This window comes from Roseomonas sp. WA12 (assembly GCF_054165765.1).
The window spans coordinates 1,630,382-1,647,500 of sequence record NZ_CM135108.1; the positions used below are offsets into that span (position 1 = coordinate 1,630,382).

Consider the following 17,119-nt stretch of genomic DNA (forward strand, 5'->3'; position numbering starts at 1 on the left):
CCCTGCACCATGCCGACCAAAGGAGACGACTACATGGCCCGCGGGCCGGTGCGCCCCTGACCTTCCTGGGTCCATTCCTTGATGATGGTGAAGGCGACCGCGAGCAGGACGGGCCCGAGGAACAGCCCGAGCAAGCCAAAGGCGAAGGCGCCACCCAGCGCGCCGAGGAGCGTGAGCAGCAGCGGCAGGTCCGCGCCACGGGCGATGAGCCAGGGCCGGATGAAGTTGTCTACCGAGGAGATGCCGAAGGCACCGTAAAGGCCCATGAAGATGCCCCAGCCCGTGCTGCCATTGGCCAGAAGCCAGATGGTGGCCGGAATCCAGACCACTGGTGCTCCAATCGGCAGGATCGAGATGACCCCCGCCAGAATGCCCAGGAGCGCCGGCTGCGGCACTCCGGATAGCCACAGCCCGAAGGCGGTCATCACCCCCTGCACCACTGCCGTGCCGAGAAGCCCGTAGATCACCCCCCGTGTCACGGCCCCGGTCAGCGCGACCAGGCGCCGCCCGCGCGCGCCCGCCACCTGTTCGGCCATCCGGTCCATCGCTGCGGCCAGGCGGGGTCCGTCCCGGTAGAAGAAGAAGGAGAGCAGGATGGCGATCAACAGCTCCGCCACGCCCGAGACGATGGAGAGCACCAGCCCCAGCGCTGTTTGCGCGACGCCGCCGGCATAGGGGCGGAGCACGCTCAGCAGATTACCGACGCCGAGGTCGATGGCCCCCAAACGGTCCCCGATATAGGGCCCGACAATGGGCAGCCGGCCGATCATCCCCAGCAGTGCCGGCAGCCCATCCGACAGGAAGCCCTGGATGGCGTTGCGGAATCCCTCAACCTCCTCGCGATTGGTGGGCGCGGCTATCGCGAGCGGCAGGCCGATGACGAGCATCATTGCCACCACCATCACCGCCGCCGCCCAGCCCGGCCGCAGGTTCCCGCGGTCCGTCAGGAAGCGGTAGGCGGGCCAGGTGGTGAAGGCCAGGATCACTGCCCAGAGCAGCGCCGAGAGGAAGGGTCGCAGCACCAGAAAGCATCCGGCGAGCAGCGCCACCAGCGCTGTGACGCCGAGGAGGCGCGTGAGGAACTGCTTATCGTCGGACATAGGGTCTCCCGGTCGCGATGCGGTCGCCCCGGCCCGGCGATGGAAGGCCGTGGTCCTGCCCGGGGCTGTCGTTGCGCAGGGCGCACGCGGCGTTATCGCCTGCCCAGGCCTCGCCGCCAACGGCAACCGGCGAAGCTCAGAGCGGCCTGGTTTTGGGCGAAGGGCCGAATCGCGCTACTGTCTGACGCAGATGGCCGCCGGCGCAACGCTCCCGGGACAACGGGGGCCGGGAGGGGTCCGCATGCCGCGCTTCGCCGCCAATGTCTCAATGATGTTCAACGAAGTGCCCTTTCTCGAGCGCTTCGGCCGCGCCCGCGACGCCGGCTTCGAGGCCGTGGAATTTCTCTTCCCCTACGAGCATCCCGCGGCAGAGATCCGCGCCCGGCTGGACGATGCCGGTCTTCCCGTCGTGCTGTTCAACGCTGCGCCTGGCGATTGGGAGCGTGGCGAGAAGGGCTTGGCCGCGATGCCCGGGCGAGAGGCGGAGTTCCGGGACGCGATCGGCCGCGCGCTCGACTATGCCGGGCTACTGGGCTGCCCGCGGCTGCATGTGATGTCCGGCCTGGCCCCGGCGGGCGTCCCGCGGGACCGGCTGATGGCTACACTTGCCACCAACCTGATCTGGGCCGCTGAGCGCTGCGCCGTTCAAGGGGTGAAGCCGGTGATCGAGCCCATCAACCATCGAGACATGCCCGGCTACGTCCTCAACACCACAGCCGAGGCTGCCGCGCTGGTGGAGGCGATCGGGCCCGGGCGGGTCGGCTTGCAATTCGACCTTTATCATACGCAGGTGACGGAGGGGGACATCACCCGTCGCTTCGAAGCCCTGCTCCCCTTGATTGATCACGCCCAAGTCGCCGACACGCCCGGCCGGCACGAGCCTGGCACGGGCGAAGTCAATTGGCCCTATGTGTTCGACCGTCTCGACGCCGTGGGCTATGGCGGCTGGATCGGTTGCGAGTACCGCCCTGCCGGAGGCACGGAGGACGGGCTCGGCTGGTTCGCGCCTTACCGCCCCGGCAGCCGGATTTGAATGAGGATACCACGCGCATGAAGATCGGATTCATCGGCCTCGGCATCATGGGCCGGCCCATGGCGCTCAACCTGGCGAAGGCGGGACACCAGCTGCTCGTGCCCGAACGCGCCAGCCTGACGGACGAGATCCGCTCCGCCGCCCAGGTCCTGCCCTCCCCCGCCGAGGTGGCCGGGCTGGCCGAGGTGGTGATCCTTATCCTCCCTGATACGCCTGACGTGGATGCCGTGCTGTTCGGTGAGGGCGGCGTCGCCGCAGCGCTGAAGCCTGGAACACTGGTGATCGACATGTCGTCGATCAGCCCGACCGCCACCAAGGACTTTGCCGCCCGGGTCAACGCTGCCGGCTGCGACTACCTGGATGCGCCGGTATCCGGCGGCGAGGTCGGTGCACGGAATGCCGCGTTGACCATCATGGTGGGCGGCCCGCAGGCGGCCTTCGACCGCGCACTGCCGCTGTTCCAGGCGATGGGGAAGAACATCACCCTCGTCGGCGGCAACGGCGCCGGGCAGACCACGAAGGTGGCGAACCAGATCATCGTTGCGCTCAACATCGCAGCGGTCTCTGAGGCGCTGGTCTTCGCCAGCAAGGCCGGAGCGGACCCCGCCAAGGTACGCGAGGCGCTGATGGGTGGATTCGCTTCCTCCCGCATCCTGGAGGTGCATGCCGAGCGCATGATCAAGCGCACCTTCAACCCGGGCTTTCGCATCGCCCTGCATCAGAAGGACCTCAACCTTGCGTTGCAGTCCGCACGGGAACTGGGCGTCTCGCTGCCGCACACCGCATCGGCGCAGCAGCTCTTTTCAGCCGTTTCCGCCGCAGGCGGCGGGCAGCAGGACCACTCTGCGTTGATCCAGGCTATTGAGCGTCTAGCCTCGCACGAGATTGGATAGGCAACAGTGAGCTCTCGTGCCCGCAGCTTTTGTAAGGATAAGGTGCTATCCACATTGCAGTCGCGGACGGGAGAGCGCATTTTGGGCCACGAGTCCACCACGGTGAGATGGCGCTGTCTGAGCGCGAGACCGAGGATGACAAGCGGTTGAGCGAGGAACCTGCCATGCGGTTCGCCGATATTGGCCAGCAGCTGCGGGCGTACCGCCTCGAATCTGGCCTGAGGGCTGAGGAGATCGCGGCGCGCCTCGGCGTGTCGCGTGCGGCCCTGTACCGATACGAGAAGGGCGAGGTCATCAAGCTGGACACGATCCGGCGCCTGGCCGAACTGCTGAAGATCTCACCGCTGTCCTTGCTGGGCATCGGTGTCGAGTACTTCTCCCGCCCGCTCGCTCTGCAGGAGCGGCTGCGCCAGGTGGAGGAGGATGCCGAGAAGGTTCTCCAGCTCGGCGGTTCCCTCTGCACCCTCGTTACCACGGAAGGCTATGACTCCGCCGTTGCCGAGGCTCTGGCCGAGGCAGCGGAGGCTGCGCCCGAACGGGTCGCCTTCCACGCCGCGGCCGAGCAGGCTCTTGGCCTCCTCTCCGCACGCAAGCGCATCTACCAGATGCGCCGTCCCTCCATCATTGCCATGGTCAGCGAGGGCGCGCTCCGCTCCTTCCTGGTGGACGGCGTCGCACCCGGCCTGGCGCTCTCGGATCGCATGCGCCACCGCTGCCGCGTCGCCGCTCGTGCGGAGGTCGAGAACGTCGCCGCGCTGATGGAGAGTGTGCCGATGGGGTTGCAGATCGGCCTTCTCACGGCGTCGGAGCCGACCGGTGCCTTCGTCGTCCTTCGGGCTCGGGACCGCGCGCATCTCTGCGCCAACCCGTTCAATCCGGATTCGCCGCCGCTCGGCGCTATCGGGGTCGGCACCATTACCGCGGCGGACGAGGCGGTGGGGATCCATCAGCGCGTGGCAGAATCCGCCTGGCGCGAGGCGCGCAAGGGTGCTGAGGGTGCTGCACGGGTCCGCCTCCTCCTCGCCGAAACCCGGCTTCACTGAGCGGCGCTCACGCGCCGAGGTCGAGATAGGCCTCGCGTATGTCCGGGTCCTCGGTCCGCCGCGTGGCGAAGCCGATGGCGCGAACGAATCGTAGCATCGGTGCATTTTCCGCCAGCACCTGGCCGGACATGCGGCGCAGTCCCTGCCCCCGGCCCCAGTCGATCAGCCGGCCCATCAGGTGGCGCGCCAGCCCGCCCCGCTTCCAGCCGGCGTCCACAAGGATGGCAAACTCGCCTCCGCCGTCGCCATCCATCACCAGCCGCGCAGTCCCGGCGATGACGTCGCCGTCGAGCGCAGCAAAGGCCATCTCACGGTCATAATCGATCTGCGTCAGCCGCACGACCTGTGCCGGCGGCAGTTCCCGCAGCCGGTTGAAGAAGCGATATCGGATGTCCTCCGGCGAGACCCGGCGGACAAAGGCTGCGATCTCGGCGGCATCTTCCGGCCGGATGGGCCGCACCAGCACCTCTCGCCCGTCGCGCGCTGCGAACACCCGCGCCAGCCCTGCGGGATAGGGCGGGATGGCCAGGAACCCGGCTTCCCCGGGCGGGCGAAGCAGCAGGTCGGCATCCAGCGCGACCAGTCCGTCCGGCGCGGCGCGCAGCGGGTTGATCGTGGCAGCCGCTATCTCAGGGAAGTCCACCGCAAGCTGCGAGAGCCGCACGAGCGCCTCAGCCAATCCGTCGCGCGGCACGGCGGGATGGTCGCGCCAGCCGTCCAGCAGCCGAGAAACGCGCGTGCGGCCAATCATCGAGAGGGCAAGCACGCGGTTCAGTGGCGGGAGATCGTGCGACTCGTCGGCCTCCAGCCCTGCCGCCGTGCCACCGCGGCCGAAGCCGATCCAGGGCCCGAACATCGGGTCATCATCCAGCCGCAGGCGGAACTCGCGGCCAGGCGCCGCCTGGCGCTGCACCATCCAACCGCGCGGCCGCAGGCCGGGGCGGGTCGCATCCAGCCGCGATGCCATCGTCGCTGCCGCAGCGCGAAGCGCAGGCGCGTCGGCAATGCCGAGGGTGACGGCGCCCAGCTCCGTCTTGGCCGGCAAAGCGTCGCTCAACACCTTCAGCACCACGGGCCAGCCGATCGCCCCAGCAGCCGCCACCGCCTCTTCCACGCTCGCCGCCACGCGATGCTGCACTACGGGAAAGCCATAGGCCAAGAGCACGTCCAGCGCCTCCGCCTCGTCCATCCGGTCCCGCCTGACTGCGCGCAGCCCGGCGAAGGCCGCGGCGACCCTCGCGCGGTCGGGCGTGACTTCCAGCACTTCGGCTGGGGGCAGTTCCGCGGCCGTGGCGCGGTTGCGGCGGTCCTGTGCCAGGTGCAAGGCGCCGCGCACGGCGGCCTCAGGGGTGGCGAAGACGGCGACGCCACGCGCGGCCAGTTCCCGCCGCTGCGGCCCGCCGGTCGCGACACCCAGCCAAGCCGCCAGCACCGGAGCCGCACGCCCGCCGCGGCCAGAAGCGGAGGCGGCGGCGGCCAGAGCATCGGCCGCCAGGGCCGGGTCTTCCTCCGGCGCTGGGGCGTGAATGGCAACGACGGAATCCACCTCAGCCACCGCCGAGAGGAGAGCTGCCGCCTCCCCCAGCCGGTGTCCATGGCCCATGGGCAGAGCGAGCGGATTGTCCCCGGCCAGCCCACCGGGCAGGGCGAGGTCGAGCATTGCGCGGGCCTCGGGCGAGATGACGGCCAGCCGCGCCCCGCCACGCAACGCTGCATCGGCGGCCATCTGCCCGGGGCCAAGCCCATTGGCGACGACGGCAATGCGGTCACCGCGTGTGCCGTCGGCGCCCGGTCGCGGCGAGGGCTTCACCCTTGCCAGCGTCTCGGCCGCTGAAAGCAGGTCCTCCAGCCCCTGCACCCGCAGTACACCAGCGCGGCGGAGGGCCGCACCCATCACGGCATCCGCCACATCACGTCCTGCATGGCCGGGACGCTGGGCGACCACCGGTCGGGTGCGGGCGGCCGCACGGGCCGAGGAGATGAAACGGCGGCGATCCTTGATCCGGCGCAGGTCAAGAAGGATGGCGCCCGTCGTCGCGTCGCGCGCCAGCCAGTCCAATCCGCCGGCGAAGCCGTAATCCGCATTGGTGCCGATCCCGGCAATCAGCGTGAAGCCAACCGCTTCGCCCTCCGCCCAGTCGATCACGGCGCGTGCCAGCGCAGAGGACTGGCAGAGCAAGGCAAGGCGCCCGGGACGCGGCGCGATGTGGGACAGCGAAGCGTTCAGCCCCAGTGGCGGGATGCACAGGCCGAAGCTGCGGTCCCCCAACACGCGCACGCCGGTACGGGCGCAAATGGCGGCCAGACCTGGCGCCGGTCCGGGCACCACGGCCGCAAAGCATCCATGCGCGGCGAGCGCTTCCATCGCGCCCTCGATTGCCTCAGGCGCGAGGGAGAGGATGGCGAGGTCGGGCGGGGCCGGGAGCGCTGCGAGGTCATCGGCGTGGTCCATGCCCGGCCAAGCATGCCCGACTGCGTGAAGCGCGCCCTTGTACCCGCCCGCCGCCAGGTTCCGCGCAAGGATGGCGGAGGTGGTGATCTCGGGCGCCGCCAGCAGCGCCACCCGGCGGGGCGCGAAGAGCGCCGTGTCCCGGAAGCCGCCTGCCAGCCCGTGGCCGGAGATGGAGACCGGGAGCGCCACTAGGTGGTGCCCTCAGTCCGCCGAGAGCGCGCGCTTGGCGGTCTCGGCCAGGAAGCCGCTGGCGGTAGGCAGCACGCGGTCGTCGAAGTCGTAGTTCGGGTTGTGCAGCTCGCGCCCGCCATCGGTCGGGCCGTTGCCGATCCAGACGAAGGCTCCCGGCACGTTCTGCAGGAACACGGAGAAGTCCTCGCCCGTCATCGCGGCCGGCAGGTCGCGGCGCACCGGGGCGACGACGCCCGCGGCCTCAGCGGCGAGGTCGCGCTCGGCCGGATGATTGGTCGTCGCGTCCACGCCCCCGAGCACCGAGGCAGTGGCCTTGAGCTGGAAGGTCTCGGACAGGCCGCGGGCGATCCGGTGCAGCCCGTCCTCGATCAGCTGCCCGGTTGCCGCGTGCAGGAAGCGCATCGAGCCTTTGATGACCACCTTGCCCGCGATCTGGTTCCAGGCCTCACCGCCCTCGATCGTGGTTAGGCTGACAACGGCGGAGTCGAGCGGGTCGAGGTTGCGGGAGACGATAGACTGGCAGGCGATGATGGCGTGGCCGGCGGCGACGATCGGGTCATGGGTCAGGTGCGGCAGCGCGGCGTGCCCGGCATGGCCCTCGATCTCGATGAGGAAGCGGCGGCCGGCGGCCATGACCGGGCCGTCATGCACGGCAATGGTGCCGACAGGCAGGCCGGGCCAGTTGTGCCAGCCGAAGATGCGGTCCATCGGGAAGCGCTGGAACAGGCCATCATCGACCATCGCACGGGCGCCCCCTCCCCCCTCCTCGGCCGGCTGGAAAACAAGGCGGACGGTGCCGGTCCAGCTCTCGTCGCGCAGGAGGAGAGCGGCGGCGCCGAGCAGGGCGGTGGTGTGCCCGTCATGTCCGCAAGCATGCATCACGCCGGGCACGGTGCTCCGATAGGGAAGCTCGGCGCTCGCCTCCTGGATGGGCAGTGCGTCCATATCGGCGCGAAGGCCGACACTGCGATTGCCGCCGCCACGGCGGATCGTGGCGACCACTCCATGGCCGCCGATGCCGGTTTCGATCTCGGTTACGCCGAGTTCACGCAAACGTTGGGCGACGAAATCGGCCGTAGGCCCTTCTTCCATCGTGACGCCCGGGTTCGCGTGCAGGTGCCGGCGCCAGCGCGTGAGTGTCTCGGAGAGATCTTGGTCCATGGGTTGAGGAGTTAGCCCTTCCATTGCCTTCCCTCCACCCCGGACTTGCGCTCCTCGCCCTTCTGTCGGCCGGAATCCTTTGTGCCCCCGCCGAGGCCCAGGCGCCGGCGCCTGGAAGTGAGGAGCCGCGCCCTGCCGGGGCGACTGAGGCCGATGATGCTGACGGGCCGGTGCGCACTTATGCCGTGACCTTCACCTCGACCGGGGATGGCCAGCTGAACACGGCCATGGAGGGTGTCTCCGTGCTGAGGCGCCTGCGGGCCAGCGTGCCGACCAGCGCCGAGGGCTTGGTGGCGCGCGCCCTGCAGGACCTTGGGAATCTTCGCACCGCGTTGCGCTCTGAGGGCTACTATGCCGGCACGCCGCGGATCACCCTGGCGGGCGAGGCGCCTGATGCGGCCGGTCTGGCAGCGCGCCTGCAGGCGCGCGGGCCAGATCCGATTCCAGTTATCATCGAGGCGGAGACCGGGCCGCTCTACCGCATTTCCACGGCGACGCTGCGTCCCTCCGTGGTCGACGAGGACATTGCAGGCGCTGGCGAGGTGGCCGGGCTCGGCCCCGGGGACCCGGCCCGCGCGGCTGCGGTGAACAGCACCCAGGAAACGCTCCTGACGCGGCTGCGGGAAGCGGGCCACCCCTTCGCAAGCGTGCCCCGCCGCGAGATCACGGTGGACCACGACGCCCATTCGATGGAGGTGGTCTATCTCGTCCAGCCCGGGCCTCGGGCCCGCTTCGCCCAGCCGGTGGTGGAGGGGTCGGAGAACGTCGATCCCGAGCTGCTGCGGCGGGCGTCCGGCGTGCTGGCCGGTGAGAACTACGACCCGCGCGAGCTGGACCGGGTCAGGCGGGACGTGCTGGCGCTCGGCGTCTTCGGCACCGTCCGCGCACGCACGGGGGAGCGTTTGGACCCGGATGGACGGCTCCCCGTCACCTTCCTCGTCGCCGAGCGGCCTTTCCGGGCCATCGGGGCCACCGCCGCTTATGAGACCCGCTATGGCCCGACCGTGCGCGCTTATTGGGAGCATCGGAACCTGTTCGGCGCCGCCGAGCGACTGCGGGTCGAGGGCGAGGTGTCCCGCACCACCCAGCGCGGCGTCAGCGACACGGGCTACCGCCTCTCGGCGAACCTGCGCCAGCCCTGGTTCGCCGGGCTGAACGCCACGGCCGTGAGTGACGTGGCGATCCTGCGGGAACGGCTGCTGGCCTATGACCGCGACGCCGTGACTGCCGGGTTCTCCCTGGAGCGCAAGCTCGACCCACGGCTGACCATCTCTGGCGGCATCGCGGGCGAGATCGGCAAGACCTCCGAGCTCGACCAGGATCTGCGCTACACCCTTGTCTCACTTCCCCTCGGCGCCCGGTTCGACGGCACGGACAATGTGCTGGACCCTACGCGGGGCTACCGCGCCAATCTTCTCGTCTCCCCGACCATGTCCTTTGGTGACTCCAGTGCGACCTTCGTGCGGGTCCGCGGCACGGGCAGCGCCTATTTCGACCTGCGCGGGGACAAGGGCAGCGTGCTCGCGCTGCGAGCGGGGTTCGGCACCCTTGCCGGAGCAGAGGCCGGCACCATCCCGCCGCATCTGCGCTTCTATGCCGGCGGCGGCGGCTCCGTGCGCGGTTACGACTTCCAGACCATCGGCCCGCGCCGGCGAGACAACACGCCGCGCGGCGGCCTCTCGCTCGTCGAAGGAAGCGTGGAACTGCGCCAGCGCATCACGGGTCCCTATGGCGTCGCCGTCTTCATCGATGCGGGCAGCGTGGGCGAGGAGGCGCTTTCCGGTTTTGGGGACCTGCGCATCGGCGCGGGGGTCGGCGTGCGCTACGCGACGGCGATCGGGCCGATCCGGGCGGATGTGGCCTTGCCGCTGTCCAAGGTGCCGGGGAGCTCAGGCTTCGGCCTGTATGTCGGCATCGGGCAGGCCTTCTAATGGCCGCGTCGCCCCTCCGCTGGGTCAAGCGGATCGCTTTCTTCCTGATCGGGTTGGTCGTGGTGCTGCCTCTGCTGCTGCTCGCCGGCGCCTGGGCGGCGCTGAACGTGCGCCCGGGGCAGGATGCCCTGGCAAAGCTGGCAATGGGCTTCGTGCCCGGCCTGACCATCGAAAACCTGCATGGCGGCCTGCCCGCAGCGCCGCGAATCGGCCGGCTGGTGCTCTCAGACACCCAGGGGCCGTATCTGGTCATCGAGGATATCGCGCTCGACCTCGACCTGCTGCGACTCACCTCGCGCGAGCTCAGGATCGCGAACCTTTCCGCCGGACGGGTCGCCTTCTCGCGCCTTCCGGTGCCGGACCCGAACGCGCCCCCCGAACCGGCGGCTGAACCCGGGCCGATCATCCCGCAATTGCCGCAGCTTCCCGTGCAGGTCGCGCTGGAGCGCATTTCACTGCCGCGGATCGAACTGGCTGAGGCGGTCGCCGGCACCGCGGCTTCGCTCTCGCTGGAGGGCGGCGGCAGGCTCGGTACGGATGGCGCCTTCCTGGGCGCCAAGGGCCGGCGACTGGACGCGCCGGGGGCGCTGGACCTGGACCTGGCACTTGCCCCGGGTGAGCGGGTCAAGATTGACCTGTCCTACGACGAGGCGCGCGGCGGGCTGGTCGCGGCGCTTCTGGGCAAGCCGGAGCAGGCAACGCGGCTGCGCGTCGCGCTCGACGGACCTGCGACAGGGGCCGGCTTCACCATCCTGGCCGATATGGGCGAGACGGCGCGGCTGGATGGCCGCGGGACGGTCAGCCTTCCCGCCGGAGGAGGCGTGGGGCTCGAGGCCTCAGGCGATGCGGCATTGGGCGGGTTTCTGCCGGCGCCGGTCTCGGCCCTGCGCTTCGACGTCCGCACCAGCCCGGCCGAAGGTGGCGCGACGCGGATCGATCGCGCCCGGGTCGAGACCGGCGCGGCTACGGTCGAGGCACGCGGCGTGGCCGGATCCGCCCTCGATATCGCCTTCGATGCCCGGGTAAGTGATTCGACTACTTTGGGCGAACTTGTACCGGCGGCCGTGGGCTGGGGTGCCATCGAGGCCCGCGGGGGCGTGACAGGCACCAATGCGGCGCCGGAGCTGCGGCTGGAGGCAACGGTTCGCGACCTGCGGCTGGCCAATCCCGCGCCTGGCCTGCTCGGCCCCGCCCCGACCATCCTGCTGCGCGCCAATCGTCAGCGCGTGCACGAGCTGGCCATCAATGGACGCGCCGTGACGCTGCGAGCCGAGGGCGCCTATGGCGAGGTGCTCGATCTCACGCTGGATGCCGCGCTCGCAGCGCAGGAGATTCCGGACGTTCCCGTCCGAGGTCAGCTGCAGGCCCGGGCTCGGGTCACGGGGCCTGCAGCTGATCCGGCCATCGCGCTTACGGCCGAGTCGCCGAGCCTCGAGGCCTATGGCCGGCGCTTCGAGACGTTACGGCTGCAAGCCGCACTGCCCCGCGCCACGGTACCTGCCGGCAATCTTAACCTTTCCGCCCGCCTGCAGGGGCTGGCGCTCACGGCTGAGGCACGGGCGGCCCAGGATGGGGACAGGCTGCGGATCGATACCCTTCGCGCCGCGCTCGGCCCGGCTCGGCTTGAGGGACGCGGCGACGTGGATCTCGCCCGGAAGCTGGCGAATGCCGAGCTGTTGCTGGAAGCGGCCGATCTCGCGCCGCTCTCAACCGTAGCCGGTACGCCCTTGGCCGGAGGTGTCCGGCTCTCGGCCAAGCTGGCGCCACAGGGTGCCGAGGGCGCGCAGCGGCAGGGAGTGGAGGCCGAGTTGCGCGCCAACAACCTGCGCGCCGCGGGCCAGGTGGTGAATGGCACCGTGCAGGCGAACGGGACCGATGCCGCGCTAGACGTGCGCGCCGACATTCGTGCCCTTGATGCACGCGCAACCCTTCGGGCCCGCTTGGCGCTCGATCAGCCGGAGAAGCGGATCGAGCTCTCCGCCCTCGATGTGCAGCGCCAGCAGTTGGGCATCCGGCTCTCGGCCCCAGCGACCATCGTGCTTGCGCCAGGTGGCGCCATCTCGACTCCAGGATTGGCCCTCCAAGGGCGCCCGGGCGGAGCACTCAGGGTGGCAGGCCGTTGGGGGCCCGATACCGCCGACCTCCGCGCCACACTGACGAGCCTGCCGCTGTCGATCGCCAATCTGTTCGCGCCTGACCCGCCGCTCTCCGGCACGCTGTCCGGGGAGGTCCGACTCTCCGGCCCGGTCTTGCGGCCTGGGATCGATGGCGAGTTGCGCGGTACGGGGCTACGCGTCGGAGCCCCCTGGGCCCGCGGCCTACCCGAGGGCTCGTTGCAGGCCACGGCCCGGATGCGCGGCGATCAGGTGGAGACGCGCGCCGAGTTCCGGCTGGGCCAAGCCTTGCGGCTGGACCTGGACGCGCGGGTGCCGAGCGACTTCGAGGGGCCTTTAAACGCTACCCTGCGTGGTACGACCGATCTTGGCGTGGTCGCTGCTCCCTTTCTCCTGGGCGGAGCGAATCGTGCAGCGGGAACGGTGGCCATTGATGCGCGGGCAGGCGGCACCGTGGCGGCGCCACAGCTCTCCGGAACCGCGCGGCTCTCCGGCGGCGTCTTCCGCAACCTGGAATACGGGTTGGCGCTGCGCGACATCCAGGGAACGGTGCGCGGCGATATGGATCGTATCGTGGTGGAATCCATCACGGCCCGTGCCGGTGCCGGCACGCTGACCGCGCGGGGGGAGGTTCGGCCCTTCGCCGCTGGCCAGCCTATCGAGCTGACCGTGGCTGGGCAGAATTTGCAGCCCGTCTCCTCCGACCTCCTGCGCGGTGCCTTCGACACTGATCTTCGGCTCTCCGGCTCGGTGGGGGCCGGGATGCGGCTCGCCGGGCAGATCACCACTCGGACTGCAACGATCGGTATTCCGGAGGGACTGCCTGGCGGTGTGGCCGAGATTGGGGAAATTCGGGAGGTCGGGCGCGGTGCCCCTCCCCCGCCGCGTGGCACGGCCGCGTCTCGCCGAGTGGCGGCGCGAGAGGGTGCTGGCGCCTCGCCGCCGGCGAGCGCGCCGCCACTTGCGCTCGATATCGCCTTCCGCGCGCCCAGCCAAGTGTACCTGCGCGGGCGCGGGCTGGACGTGGAACTGGGCGGCGACGTGCGGATCGGTGGAACAATTTCCGAGCCGCAGGCATCAGGGGCTCTTCGTCTACGGCGAGGCAACCTGACAGTGCTGGACCGGCGCCTGAATTTCCAGCGCGGGGTTCTGACCTTCCAAGGTGACGTCGCCACACCCGAGATCGACCTGCTAGCCACTTCGCGAGCCAGCAGTACCACGATCAACGTGACGGTCACAGGCACGCCGCGCGCACCGAAGATCGAGTTCACCTCCTCGCCCGAGTTGCCGCAGGACGAGGTACTGGCGCGGCTGATCTTCAATCGGTCAGCCGACAAGCTCTCACCCTTCCAAATTGCCCAGCTGGCGCGGGTGCTGACCGGTGCCGTTTCTGGCGGGCAGGAGGACCCGGTGACCGGCTTCGTAGGACGTGTAAGCCGCAGCCTCGGCCTGGATCGCCTCGGTGTCGGCACGGGTGCGAGTGGCACGCCGGGGGTGGAAGCAGGCGGCTATCTTGGCCAGGGCATCTATCTGAACGTCGATCCGGGGACGAGCACCGGCTCGCCGCGGGTGGGGGTTGAGATTGAGCTGACGCCCCGGCTGAAGCTGCAGAGTGGAGCGGGGGCGGACAGCCAGGGGGCCGGCATCACTTATGAGTATGAATACTAACCGAATGTGCCGGGACGTTCCCGTTCCGGACCGGGGCGGGTCAGGTATTCCGGTTGGGCCCGGGAGTGAGTAGTGTCTGGTTATCCCGGATCGCTGGCCGTGCGACGCACGGCAGGACCGGGGGACGGATCCGATCCGGCCCCCTTGGCACCGGGACTGCCTTCAAGATGACAGGGAGAGGAGGAGCCGCATGCGCGCCTTCGACGGACAGTTCAGCGACAACAAGCCTATCCGCCGCAACATGGATGAGAAGCGGCGTTTGCTGGCCGAGCTGGAGCAGACCCTGGCCGGCATGAAGCCCCACACCTCCCCCAGCCTGCGGGAGAGCATTAAGGGCCGGATTGTGGAGTTGCGCACCGAGATCGGCGCCAAGCGCTGACGCAATAGGTTTTTAGGGCGGCGTCGCGTCCCCGGAGGGACGCGGCGCCGTTCCTGTCTTCAGCCCGCGAGTTCGGCCAGCAACCGCGCGTGGCTACGGGCCCCGTGCATGAGGCAGGCCCAGTCGAACTTCTCGTTCGGACTGTGGACCTGATCGTCGTCCAGGCCGAAGCCCATCAGCACGCTATCGAGACCGAGAATGCGCCGGAAGCTCTCCACGACGGGGATGGACCCGCCAGAGCCGATCAGCACCGCTTCCCGGCCATACTCGGCAGCCAGGGCACGACGAGCGGCCGAGACCTCCACACTGTCCTCAGGCACCACCACCGGGGCGGCAGCGCTGAAGCGCTGAACCTCGGCGCGAGCATCGGTAGGCAGGCGGGCGCGGACGAACTCTTCCAGCGCATCGAGCACCTGGTTCGGGTCCTGGTCACCAACGAGGCGGAAGGACACTTTGGCATGCGCCTCGGCCGCGATGACGGTCTTAGCGCCAGGGCCGGTATAGCCGCCCCAGATGCCGTTCACGTCGCAGGTCGGGCGGGCCCACTGGCGGACCAAGGGCTTCATACCGGTTTCGCCGGCCGGCACCGAAAGCCCAATGTCGCCGAGAAAGCGCGCTTCGTCGAAGCCGAGGGAATCCCAGGCAGCATCAAGGTTGCCTCCCACCTCCGGGACGCCATCGTAAAAGCCCGAAAGCTGGATGCGACCCTTAGCGTCCGTGAGTTCGGCGAGAATACGGCTGAGCAGGTTAACGGGATTCAGGGCCATTCCGCCGTACAGGCCGGAATGCAGGTCGCGGGATGCGGCAAAGATGTCGATCTGTGCATAGGCCATGCCGCGCAGGCGCGCAGAGATGGCCGGGGTGTTGGCATCCCACATGTTTGTATCGCTGACGACGACGGCACGAGCCTGCCGCAGCTCGGCGGCATGCTCCTCGAGGAAGGCGTCGAGGCTGGGACTGCCGACTTCCTCCTCGCCCTCTACCAGCACGCGGATCGGTGCGGGCGGGCCGCCGGCGACTTCGTGCCAGGCGCGCATGGCGGAGAGCCAGCTCATGACCTGACCCTTATCGTCCACGGCACCGCGGGCGACAGTCACCGGACCGTTGCGGCCTTCCCGCACCGTCGGCTCGAAGGGAGGTGAGGTCCATAGCTCGAAAGGCTCCGCGGGCTGGACATCGTAATGGCCATAGTAGAGCAGCGGAGCTGCGCTGGAGCCTAAGCCGGGGTGGTTTGCGACGACACAAGGATGGCCCTTGGTCTCGCGGATCTCGGCTGTAAATCCAATGGCCTGCAGCTCCTCAACGAGCCACGCCGCAGCACGTCGGCAGTCCGCAGCATGATTGGGCTGTGCGCTGACGCTCGGGATGCGGAGAAAATCGAAGTAGCGCGCGCGGATCTCAGCTTCCGCAGAGTCGAGACGGGCAAGAACTTGGTTCAGGCTGCTCATCAGGCGTCATCTCCCGTGTCAGGGGCGAGACCGACTGACTTTATTCCGGCTACGGCCGCCGCTTCATCCCTGTCCGAGAGGTCGCCGGAAATGCCTACCGCGCCGAGGATCGCGCCCTGGGCGTCGCGGATGAGTACGCCACCCGGCACCGGAACTGCGGCGCCGCTCGCTAGGTCGGAGAACGCGTTCATAAAGCCAGGCATGCCCTGGGAACGGCGCGCAAGTTCACGTCCACCGAAGCCGAGGCCCATAGCCCCAAATGCTTTGCCATGTGCGATCGCGGGCCGGAGGAGGCTGCAGCCATCCTCCTTCAGCAACGTCTTCACCTGACCGGCCGCGTCCAAGATGACGACGGTGAGCGGGGCGAGATTCAGACGACGGCCCTCTTCGAGCGCTGCGGCTGCGATCCTCTGCGCTTTGTCGAGGGTAATTCCGTGTTGAAAGCCGATGGGGGGATTGGGCATGAGACGGGCGGCTCCGCTGAAGGTCCTCAGCGGTTCTATGCTTCCCCCTGCCTGATGCAAGCTGGCCTACGCGCGAAACCCCCGTCCAAGGATGGGCGGGGGTTTTGCGAGGGTGCGGTGTGTTTGGTGGTGTGTGTATTTGGATGCGGGGACAGGATTTGAACCTGTGACCTTCAGGTTATGAGCCTGACGAGCTACCGGGCTGCTCCACCCCGCGGTGGTCCGGGTTTTCGTGTGAGGAAATCCCGAGGCTTGTATCCGTTTTGACTGATCTGGTCTGGTGGCCTGGCGCCGACCGACTCTCCCGCGCCTTAAGACGCAGTACCATGGGCGCAGAGGTGTTTCACGGCCGAGTTCGGGATGGGATCGGGTGTGGCAACCTCGCTGTAGGCACCAGGCCACCGGGCCAGATCAGGGGCAGGATAGTGTTCTGCCCGGACGGATGGGGTGTGGAATGGGATGGTGTGTGAGTGTGTGATGGAGTGTTGGTCCATCGCGAGAGTGCGTGTTGGTGCTGCGTGCGGTGAGACCAGGAGGTCTCATGCGGAGGGGGTAGGAGTTCGATCGGGCGATTAGGACCGCTCAGCTGCGTCTGTTACCAGACTTCCACCTGCGGCCTATCAACGTGATGGTCTTTCACGGCCCTTGGGGAGACCTCGTCTTGAGGCTGGTTTCCCGCTTAGATGCCTTCAGCGGTTATCCGTTCCGCACTTGGCTACCCGGCGATGCCACTGGCGTGACAACCGGTGCACCAGAGGTGCGTCCATCCCGGTCCTCTCGTACTAGGGACAGATCCTCTCAAGTCTCCAACACCCATGGCAGATAGGGACCGAACTGTCTCACGACGTTCTAAACCCAGCTCACGTACCGCTTTAATCGGCGAACAGCCGAACCCTTGGGACCTGCTCCAGCCCCGGGATGCGATGAGCCGACATCGAGGTGCCAAACCTCCCCGTCGATGTGGACTCTTGGGGGAGATCAGCCTGTTATCCCTAGAGTACCTTTTATCCGTTGAGCGATGGCCCTTCCACGCGGGACCACCGGATCACTAAGGCCGACTTTCGTCTCTGCTCGCGCTGTCGCGCTCGCAGTCAGGCGGGCTTGTGCCTTTGCACTCAACAGCCGATGTCCGACCGGCCTGAGCCCACCATCGCGCGCCTCCGTTACACTTTGGGAGGCGACCGCCCCAGTCAAACTGCCCACCAGGCAGGGTCCCGAACCCGGCTAACGGGTTTCGGTTA

General features: G+C 68.8%; 11 protein-coding genes, 1 tRNA gene and 2 rRNA genes (1 of these 14 only partly in view). 6 read left to right on the plus strand and 8 right to left on the minus strand.

Going from position 1 to position 17,119, the window contains the following annotated elements:
* Positions 1-29: 29 nt before the first annotated feature.
* On the minus strand, positions 30-1,100 hold the full coding sequence (locus tag ACVBD7_RS07755; RefSeq protein ID WP_458096912.1) for an AI-2E family transporter: 1,071 nt from the start codon (positions 1,098-1,100) through the stop codon (positions 30-32).
* Positions 1,101-1,341: 241 nt separating this feature from the next.
* Here ACVBD7_RS07755 and otnI point away from each other — a divergent pair, with 241 nt between their 5' ends.
* The 3 genes from otnI (at position 1,342) to ACVBD7_RS07770 (ending at position 4,069) form a co-directional block, all read left to right on the plus strand.
* Positions 1,342-2,133, plus strand: a complete 792-nt coding sequence (gene otnI, locus ACVBD7_RS07760) for a 2-oxo-tetronate isomerase (protein ID WP_458096913.1) — start codon at positions 1,342-1,344, stop codon at positions 2,131-2,133.
* Positions 2,134-2,150: 17 nt separating this feature from the next.
* Positions 2,151-3,026 carry a 2-hydroxy-3-oxopropionate reductase gene (locus tag ACVBD7_RS07765; protein ID WP_458096914.1) on the plus strand — a complete coding sequence of 292 codons (876 nt, stop codon included), beginning with the start codon at positions 2,151-2,153 and terminating at the stop codon, positions 3,024-3,026.
* A 164-nt stretch (positions 3,027-3,190) separates the two neighbouring features.
* On the plus strand, positions 3,191-4,069 hold the full coding sequence (locus ACVBD7_RS07770) for a helix-turn-helix domain-containing protein (RefSeq protein WP_458097662.1): 879 nt from the start codon (positions 3,191-3,193) through the stop codon (positions 4,067-4,069).
* 7 nt (positions 4,070-4,076) lie between these two features.
* Here the strand turns inward: ACVBD7_RS07770 and ACVBD7_RS07775 are convergent, their stop codons facing one another.
* Together ACVBD7_RS07775 and ACVBD7_RS07780 are read right to left on the minus strand one after the other, a co-directional pair.
* Positions 4,077-6,710, minus strand: coding sequence for a bifunctional acetate--CoA ligase family protein/GNAT family N-acetyltransferase (locus ACVBD7_RS07775; RefSeq protein WP_458096915.1), 2,634 nt, complete (start codon positions 6,708-6,710; stop codon positions 4,077-4,079).
* A gap of 12 nt (positions 6,711-6,722) precedes the next feature.
* A complete protein-coding gene (locus tag ACVBD7_RS07780) occupies positions 6,723-7,874 on the minus strand; it encodes an amidohydrolase (protein WP_458096916.1) in 1,152 nt (383 codons plus the stop codon).
* A gap of 23 nt (positions 7,875-7,897) precedes the next feature.
* On the opposite strand from ACVBD7_RS07780, the gene ACVBD7_RS07785 reads away from it, so the two are divergent.
* The 3 genes from ACVBD7_RS07785 (at position 7,898) to ACVBD7_RS07795 (ending at position 13,966) form a co-directional block, all read left to right on the plus strand.
* Complete coding sequence (locus tag ACVBD7_RS07785; protein ID WP_458096917.1) at positions 7,898-9,805, plus strand: autotransporter assembly complex protein TamA; 1,908 nt, start codon at positions 7,898-7,900, stop codon at positions 9,803-9,805.
* Complete coding sequence (locus ACVBD7_RS07790; protein WP_458096918.1) at positions 9,805-13,587, plus strand: translocation/assembly module TamB domain-containing protein; 3,783 nt, start codon at positions 9,805-9,807, stop codon at positions 13,585-13,587. Before ACVBD7_RS07785 ends, ACVBD7_RS07790 begins: the two co-directional genes overlap by 1 nt.
* A gap of 190 nt (positions 13,588-13,777) precedes the next feature.
* The gene (locus ACVBD7_RS07795) at positions 13,778-13,966 is read left to right on the plus strand and encodes a hypothetical protein (protein ID WP_458096919.1); all 189 of its coding nucleotides are present in this window, start codon (positions 13,778-13,780) and stop codon (positions 13,964-13,966) included.
* Between the two features lie 59 nt (positions 13,967-14,025).
* Here ACVBD7_RS07795 and ACVBD7_RS07800 read toward each other — a convergent pair whose 3' ends face one another.
* The 5 genes from ACVBD7_RS07800 to ACVBD7_RS07820 form a co-directional block, all read right to left on the minus strand.
* Positions 14,026-15,414, minus strand: coding sequence for a M20/M25/M40 family metallo-hydrolase (locus tag ACVBD7_RS07800; protein WP_458096920.1), 1,389 nt, complete (start codon positions 15,412-15,414; stop codon positions 14,026-14,028).
* Complete coding sequence (locus tag ACVBD7_RS07805; protein ID WP_458096921.1) at positions 15,414-15,878, minus strand: GlcG/HbpS family heme-binding protein; 465 nt, start codon at positions 15,876-15,878, stop codon at positions 15,414-15,416. The genes ACVBD7_RS07800 and ACVBD7_RS07805 overlap by 1 nt, the downstream gene beginning before the upstream one ends.
* A gap of 140 nt (positions 15,879-16,018) precedes the next feature.
* Positions 16,019-16,095, minus strand: a tRNA-Met gene (locus tag ACVBD7_RS07810).
* A 66-nt stretch (positions 16,096-16,161) separates the two neighbouring features.
* Positions 16,162-16,276 (minus strand): 5S ribosomal RNA (gene rrf / locus ACVBD7_RS07815).
* Positions 16,277-16,429: 153 nt separating this feature from the next.
* Positions 16,430-17,119, minus strand: a 23S ribosomal RNA gene (locus tag ACVBD7_RS07820) (it continues 2,048 nt past the right edge of the window).